This window comes from Myxococcus sp. AM009 (assembly GCF_013372605.1).
Lineage (GTDB): Bacteria > Myxococcota > Myxococcia > Myxococcales > Myxococcaceae > Myxococcus > Myxococcus vastator.
In genome coordinates this window covers 1-7,115 of record NZ_JABXEP010000257.1, presented here as the reverse complement: position 1 = coordinate 7,115, position 7,115 = coordinate 1, and the positions used below count along the sequence as shown (strand labels likewise).

General features: G+C 69.6%; 5 protein-coding genes. 3 read left to right on the top strand and 2 right to left on the bottom strand.

Translation table 11 applies throughout. From position 1 onward, the window contains the following. Positions 1–1,373, top strand: a 1,373-nt coding sequence (locus HV824_RS34200; protein WP_255208569.1) for an alpha/beta fold hydrolase, incomplete at its 5' end; no start/stop codon positions are given. Here HV824_RS34200 and HV824_RS34195 read toward each other — a convergent pair. After that, positions 1,330–2,217: an N-acetylmuramoyl-L-alanine amidase gene (locus tag HV824_RS34195; RefSeq protein ID WP_255208568.1), complete on the bottom strand. Its 888-nt coding sequence runs from the start codon at positions 2,215–2,217 to the stop codon at positions 1,330–1,332. The genes HV824_RS34200 and HV824_RS34195 overlap by 44 nt on opposite strands. A gap of 151 nt (positions 2,218–2,368) precedes the next feature. Further along, positions 2,369–4,852: an endopeptidase La gene (gene lon / locus HV824_RS34190; RefSeq protein WP_176417099.1), complete on the bottom strand. Its 2,484-nt coding sequence runs from the start codon at positions 4,850–4,852 to the stop codon at positions 2,369–2,371. Between the two features lie 236 nt (positions 4,853–5,088). Between lon and HV824_RS34185 the strand changes: the two genes are divergently transcribed. Beyond that, entirely contained in the window at positions 5,089–6,303 is a 1,215-nt protein-coding gene (locus HV824_RS34185) for a vWA domain-containing protein (protein WP_176417098.1), read from the top strand. Positions 6,304–6,443: 140 nt separating this feature from the next. After that, positions 6,444–7,115, top strand: a 672-nt coding sequence (locus HV824_RS34180; RefSeq protein ID WP_176425133.1) for an ImuA family protein, incomplete at its 3' end; no start/stop codon positions are given.

Here is a 7,115-nt window from a genome sequence, read left to right as displayed (position 1 = left end):
GGGAGGTGGAGGAGGCGCTGAAGCAGCACGCGCAGGTGAAGGAAGCGGCAGCGGTGGTGAGGGGGGAGGGGCAGGAGAAGCGGGTGGAGGCGTACGTGGTGGCGCCTGGAGCGGAGGCCGCGGCGCTGAAGGAGGCGGTGAGGCAGAGGCTGCCGGAGTACATGGTGCCGTCAGCGGTGGTGGTGTTGGAGGCGTTGCCGCTGACGCCCAATGGCAAGGTCGACCGCAAGGCGCTCCTGGCCTCGGAGGCAGGCGTCCCCGAGCAGCGACAGCACGTCGCGCCGCGTACGGACGCCGAGCACGCGCTGGCGGGCATCTTCTCGGAGGTGCTGGGCGTGCCACGTGTCGGTATTCATGACGACTTCTTCGAGCTGGGCGGCCACTCGTTGTTGGCGACCCAGGTCGTGGCGCGTGTTCGCACGGAGCTGGGCGTGGACATTCCGCTGCGTGCCCTCTTCGAGGCGCCAACGGTGTTGCGGCTCGCGGTCTGGTTGCAAGGCTCGGACACGGAGGGGGCCACGCGTGACTGTGTGGCATTGCAGCCCGAAGGTGCCGGCACGCCTGTGTTCTTCGTGCACGCCGTCGGCGGCGCCGTGGGGCCGTATCGTGCGCTGGCTCGGCGTATGGGACGCGAGCGGCCTCTCTACGGCTTCCAGGCCGCTGGGCTCGATGGACGCGAGCCTCCTCTGGAGCAGGTGGAGGCGCTCGCCTGCCGCTACGTGGAGGCGATGCGCGAGCGTCAGCCCGAGGGCCCCTATGTGCTGGGCGGCTGGTCCCTGGGGGGCGTGGTGGCCTTCGAGATGGCGCGAGAGCTGGAGCGTCAGGGGCAGTCCGTGGCGCTCCTGGTGTTGCTGGACAGCTTCGCTCCCGACGAGAACGCGCCTACGCGGGAACCCGATGGGGCGTTGCTGCTCGCGGGAATGGCCATGGACCTGGCACGGACGGCGGGTGCCGAGTCCACCCTACGCCCCGAGGCGCTCTCGGGCCTGAGCGACGAGGAGCAATTCGCCGTCGTCGTCGAGCACGCGCGGCAGGTGGGGTGGCTGCCTCCCGAGGTCGAGGCGTCAACGCTCCGCGCCTGGCGTGATGTGACTCGCGCGAACCTGCGGGCGTTGGCGGCCTACCGTCCCGGTCCCGTTCGGTGCCCCGTGCTGCTGCTGCGCGCGAAGGATGCGCAACGCTCCCAGGCCGTGGAGCCGTCCCACGGATGGGCCCGCTGGGTGCCATCGGGCCTCACCGTGGAGGACGTTCCGGGGGACCACTACAGTGTGCTGCTGGAACCGCGGGTGGAGACGCTGGCGCGCCGTCTTGTCGAGCACGTCGAAGCCGCTACGGAGCGGCACGTGGAGGCGGGGCAGCAACGCGAGGGCTGAGCGAGGGCGCCGCCTGAGCAACATCGGGCGCGAGTGCATCCACGAGCCCCTGGGCCACGGCGGCGGCGAAGGCCTCCAGGGTGCGCTTCTCACGCCATCGTGCCGCTTCCTCGAAGTCGAGCGCGTGGTGGGTCTCGATGATGACGGAGGGGATGCGCGGCTTTCGAAGCACGAAGATCTGCCGGTGCGTGGGCTCACGCGCCACGAAGACGCCGGGCTGGGCGGTGTCGATGGCGTAGAGACCTTCGTAGTCCACGCCGTCGTAGGGCGGGAAGCCCGCCTGTCCCAGCCGGTGCGCCAGGGCCCGGGCCAGTCCCGCGCGCCCAGCCTGGAGGTGCGCGGTGGCTTCCGCGGACTCGGACCAGAGGACGGTGAAGCCGGGCGCGGCATCCTGCCGGAAGCACTCCTGGCCCGGCGTGGGGGACCAGGGCATGGCCGTGCCTCGCGAGTCCGAGTGCAGGCTGAGCATCGCGTGCGCGCGCCACGCCTCGGCGGCGGTGACGCGTAAGGGGTAGGCGACGCGCTCGCCCGGCTTGCGGCTCAGCCGCACCTGGAAGTGCCCCGTGGCTTCCAAGCGCTTCGCGAGGTCCTCCGCCACGCGGAGGGTGAAGGTCTCCTCGTCCTCGCAGGTGACGCCCTTGTTGCCGGTGTTCCCCTCCGCGCCATGGCCCGCATCCAGGTAGATGCGCCGCGTTCCGAAGCCCTCAGGGAAGCGCACCTCGGACACGGTGAGAGGCGCGCCCGAAGCGGGCCACATGGGCGTGGGAACGACAGTGGCGGGTTCGGAGGCGGGCCCGGCGAGCAACAGCAGCCCCAGTCCCAGCAGCGAGGAAGTCTTTAGCATCGTGCGCAGGGCGCCCAGGAGAGGAGCGCCGACGCTCAGTCTCTCTCGGACAAAGGGGGCCGTGGAAGCCCACCCACCCCGCAAAGACAACGGGCAGGCTCCCAGAAGGGAACCTGCCCGTGTCACTTCCTACGGGCCCGAAGGCCGTGCGCTACGCGCGGACCTCGGGAGAGGACTCGGCCGGCTTCGGCAGCGGCGCCTCCTTGCCCGGCTCGCCGCCCGGGGTGCCCGCCACGCCGAAGGGAGGCGTCTCCAGCGCCGCCTTCAGGACGTCATCCATGTGGGTGACGAAGATGAACTCCAGCTCGTTGCGCGCCTGGTCCGGCACGTCGATCAGGTCCTTACGGCACCGCTCCGGCAGGATGACCCGCTTGATGCCCGCCCGGTGCGCCGCCAGCACCTTCTCCTTGATGCCGCCCACCGGCAGCACCAGGCCACGCAGCGTGGCCTCGCCCGTCATCGCCGTGTCGTGACGCACGCGGATGCCCGTCAGGAGGCTGGTGAGCGCCGTCAGGATGGTGACGCCCGCGGAGGGCCCGTCCTTCGGAATGGAGCCCGCCGGGAAGTGCAGGTGCAGGTCCGTCTTCTCCAGGAAGTTCGGGCTGATGCCGAGCTGCTCCGCCTTGCTGCGCAGGTAGCTCAGCGCCGCCGTGGCGCTCTCCTTCATCACGTCGCCCAGCTGGCCGGTGAGCGTCATGCCGCCCTTGCCCGCCATCTTCGTCGCCTCGATGAAGAGCAGGTCGCCACCCGCCGCCGTCCAGGCCAGGCCCGTGGCCACACCCGGCACCTCGGTGCGCTCGGCGACCTCCGAGTAGAACATCTCGGGCCCGAGGATCTCCTTCACCCGGTCTGGGTTGATGGTCTGCTTCTCCATCTTCCCGCCAGCCACCTCCACCGCCACCGCGCGGCAGATGTCCGCGATGCGGCGCTCCAGGTTACGCACACCGGCCTCGCGCGTGTACGAGGTGGTCAGCGTGAGCAGCGCCTCGTCGGTGATTTCGATGTGGTCCGGGCTCAGCCCGTGCTCCTTGAGCTGCTTGGGCACCAGGTGGATGCGGGCGATGCTCTGCTTCTCCTCGAAGGTGTAGCCCGTCAGCTCGATGATCTCCATGCGGTCACGCAGCGGACCGGGGATGGGGTCGAGCTGGTTCGCCGTGGCGACGAACATCACCTTGGACAAGTCGAAGGGCACGTCGAGGTAGTGGTCGCTGAACGTGTTGTTCTGCTCCGGATCCAGCACCTCGAGGAGCGCCGCGCTCGGGTCGCCGCGGAAGTCGGCGCCGAGCTTGTCGATTTCGTCCAGCATCATGACCGGGTTCTTCGTGCCGGCCTTCTTCATGCTCTGGATGAAGCGGCCGGGGAGGGCGCCCACGTAGGTGCGGCGGTGGCCGCGGATCTCCGCCTCGTCGCGCACGCCGCCCAGCGACAGGCGCACGAACTTGCGGCCCGTGGCCTTGGCCACGCTCTGGCCCAGCGACGTCTTGCCGACGCCCGGCGGACCGACGAGGCACAGGATGGGGCCCCGCATGTCGTTCTTCAGCTTGCGGACGGCCAGGTACTCCAGGATGCGCTTCTTCACCTTCTTGATGCCGAAGTGATCCTTGTCCAGCTGCTGGCGCGCGTTCTCGATGTCGAGGTTGTCCTCGGACATCTTCGCCCACGGCAGGTCGGCGATCCAATCCAGGTAGGTGCGCGCGACGGTGTACTCGCTGGAGGCCGCCGGAATCGTCTTCAGGCGGTTGAGCTCCTTGTTGGCGACCTTCTCCACGTCGGGCGGCAGGCCGGCCTTCTTCAGGCGCTCCTGCAGCTCGTCGAGCTCCTCTTCCTCCTCGCCCATCTCCCCCAGCTCTTCCTTGATGGCCTTGAGCTGCTGGCGCAGGTAGTACTCGCGCTGGGTCTTCGACATCTCGCCCTTCACGGCGGAGTCGATCTTGTTGGAGAGCTTGAGGATCTCCCGCTTCCGGTTGAGCAGCTCCAGCACGAGCTTCATCCGGGCCTTGAGGTCCACCGTCTCCAGGACGGCCTGCTTCTCCTCGATGGGCACGTCCACGTTGGCGGCGATCAGATCCGCCAGGTGGCCGGGGTGGGTGATGCTCTCCACCAGCTCGGTGGCGGCGGCGGGCAGCTCGGGCATCAGCTCGATGACCTCGCGCGCCAGCTTCTTGAGGTTGATGCCCAGCGCCTCGACTTCCACGTTCTCCGAAGAGGTCTTGTCCTCCACGGCGTCCACGCGGGCCTTGAGGTAGGGCGCTTCCTGGACCAGCTCCACCACGCGGAAGCGAGCGAGCCCCTGCACCACGAGCGAATAGTTGTCCTCGCCCATCTTCAGGAGCTTCACGATGCGGGCGACCGTCCCCATGGTGTAGAGGTCGGCGGCACCCGGATCTTCTTCTTCGGCGCGGCGCTGGGTGACGACGCCGATGACCTGGTCGTCACGCACGGCGTCCTTGATCAGGGCGATGGTCTTCTGGCGGCCGACGGCCAGCGGAAGCACTCCGCCCGGGAAGAAGACGCTGTTGCGCAGGGGGAGGATGGGGAGCACCTGCGGGATGTCTTCCTTGTTGATGAGCCCCGGAGGGGCCATCGCGGTGGGCATAGCGCTCGCAGCGGTGCCCTTCTTCTTCTCATCGGACATGGAGTTCAGCCTTTTCCCTTCGACAACCAGTGAACATTTCCAGGTTTTCTGCGGCGGATGAACCAACGTAACAACCAAAACGGACATGGCAAACGCAGTGTGCGCTTTTCCGTCCCCCGTCACATCTCCAGGGTTCCTCGGAAGTCTCGCGTCCGGACGGAGGGTGGGGCATGATCACCCCTCTAGCATCTGATGCGGCGCCCCGCCGGGGTGCGCAGCTCTTCGAGAGGCCCCCCATGAAGCGCCGATCCTTCGCCCACCTGCTCCTGTTGCCGTCTCTCTTGTGGACGTCGTGCCGGTCGCCCGTCGACGAGCCGGGCTCCAACCTCCCCGGGAAGTGCGAGAGCGAGTCTCCCGTCATCGCGCCGCAGAAGACGGACATCCTCTTCGTCATCGACAACTCCGGATCCATGGAAGAGGAGCAGAACGCCATCGCCACCGAGCTGCCCGCCTTCCTGGAGGCGCTGAAGGAGGGCAGCGGCGTCTCGCAGGACTTCCGGGTGGGCGTGATCACCACGTCCGTGTACCGGCTGGCCATGTTCCAGGGGAACACGCAGTACCGCGAGTACGCCAATGAGTCTGGCCGGCTGCAGCGCGTGCCGGACGCGGCGGGCAACCCCACCGACGAGCGCTTCATCGACGGCACGGATCCATACGTGCTGGAGAAGTTCCGGCGGCTGGTGATCCAGGGCACGGAGGGCAGCGGCCAGGAGACGCCCTTCGAGGCGGTCCGGCTGGCCGTGACGGAGCCACTGGTGTCGACGCCGGGCGCGGAGAACGGCAACGCCGGGTTCCTGCGCGACGGCGCGCGGCTGCTGGTGGCGGTGGTCACCGACGAGGAAGACTGCAGCACCATCCAGCGCCCCCCTCCAGTGTGGGTGTCCGACGACACGTCCATCGACAACTGCAGTGAGCAGTCCCAGCTGCTGACGCCGGTGGAGGAGTACTTCGCTACGTTCCAGCAACTCCGGGATTCAACGGGGGCCTCGCGCCAGGTGCTCTGGGCTACGATTGGCCCGGTGGCGCTGTCCGACAAGCGGGCGGAGCTGATCCGCGACACGACACCCGATGGTGTCTTCGTGCGCAACGTCGACTGCCCGACCTCCTACGGTCCCGGCCACCGGCAGCGCGCCATGGCGGAGGCGTTCGACCAGGGGCTCGACAACCTCGACTCCGTCTGCCGGGACAACTACCGCGACACCCTGCTGCGCATCGCGGAGCTGGCCACGGTGGCGCAGAGCATCGAGGTGGTGAACCTGCCCGACCCCCGGCTGGTCCAGGTGGAGCTGACGCGCGCGAACGACGAGGTGGAGCGGTGCTCGGTGGCCGCGGGCGACCTGCGCTACGAGGCGTCCACGGAGGCGTACCCGGCCCGCCTGTTCTTCCAGTCGAGCTGCCTGCGCCGCGCGGACGACAAGAAGGTGGAAGTGAAGGTCCTCTGCGCCGGCTGAGCCCGGGGAACCCGCGCCAGCGGGTCTGATCCCCGCACCCACCGCCATGCGTCCCATGAAGGCGCATGTCAGACCTCCGAGGATAGTGGACGACCGCCCCACCGGTCGTCCGGTCCGGAGGGGACTGGCGAGGAGGCGAGATGAGCGCGGCGGAGCAGCGAGTGGGAGGGGAGCAGGGGACGGGCTCGGTCGTGGAGCAGCTTCGGGAGCGGATCCGCCAGTTGCAGGCGGCGCCCCGGCGCTACCTGGCGGTGCTGCGCACGGGCCTGTCGGCGGTGGACGCCCTGCTGCCGACGGGGGGCCTGCCGCTGGGGCAGGTGGTGGAGCTGTGCGGCGAGGCGGCCTCGGGGCGCACCAGCCTGGCGCTGCGCGCGGTGGCCGCGGCGCACCAGGAGGCGCGGCTGTGCGCCTGGGTGGACGGCCCCCGGGAGCTCTACCCGCCCTCGGCCGCGGCCCTGGGCGTGGACCTGGAGCGGCTGCTCATCGTCCGGCCCCAGGCTCCCGAGCAGCGCATCTGGGCGGCGGTGCAGTTGGCCCGGAGCGGGGCCTTCGCCTGCGTGGTGCTGGACCTGACGCGCGGGGTGAGTCCCGGCGGGCGCGCGTGCCGGGTGGCCCTGGCGGAGGCGCGCAAGCTGGCGGACGCGGCGGCGCGCGGCGGCGGGCTGCTCCTGCTGCTGACCTCGCCAGAGTCCCCTGCGGACGGCGGGGTCCGGCTGCGGACGGAGGCCCGGGACGGGGACGGCTGGTCGGTGGAGGTGGTGCGCAGCCGGCAGGGGGGCACGGGCGCGCGGGCGGAGCTCTGTCTCTTATAC

Coding starts and splice junctions, on each gene's coding strand:
- HV824_RS34185 (WP_176417098.1), top strand. CDS start 5,089: ATGAAGCGCCGATCCTTCGCCCACCTGCTCCTGTTGCCGTCTCTCTTG.
- lon (WP_176417099.1), bottom strand. CDS start 4,852: ATGTCCGATGAGAAGAAGAAGGGCACCGCTGCGAGCGCTATGCCCACC.
- HV824_RS34195 (WP_255208568.1), bottom strand. CDS start 2,217: ATGCTAAAGACTTCCTCGCTGCTGGGACTGGGGCTGCTGTTGCTCGCC.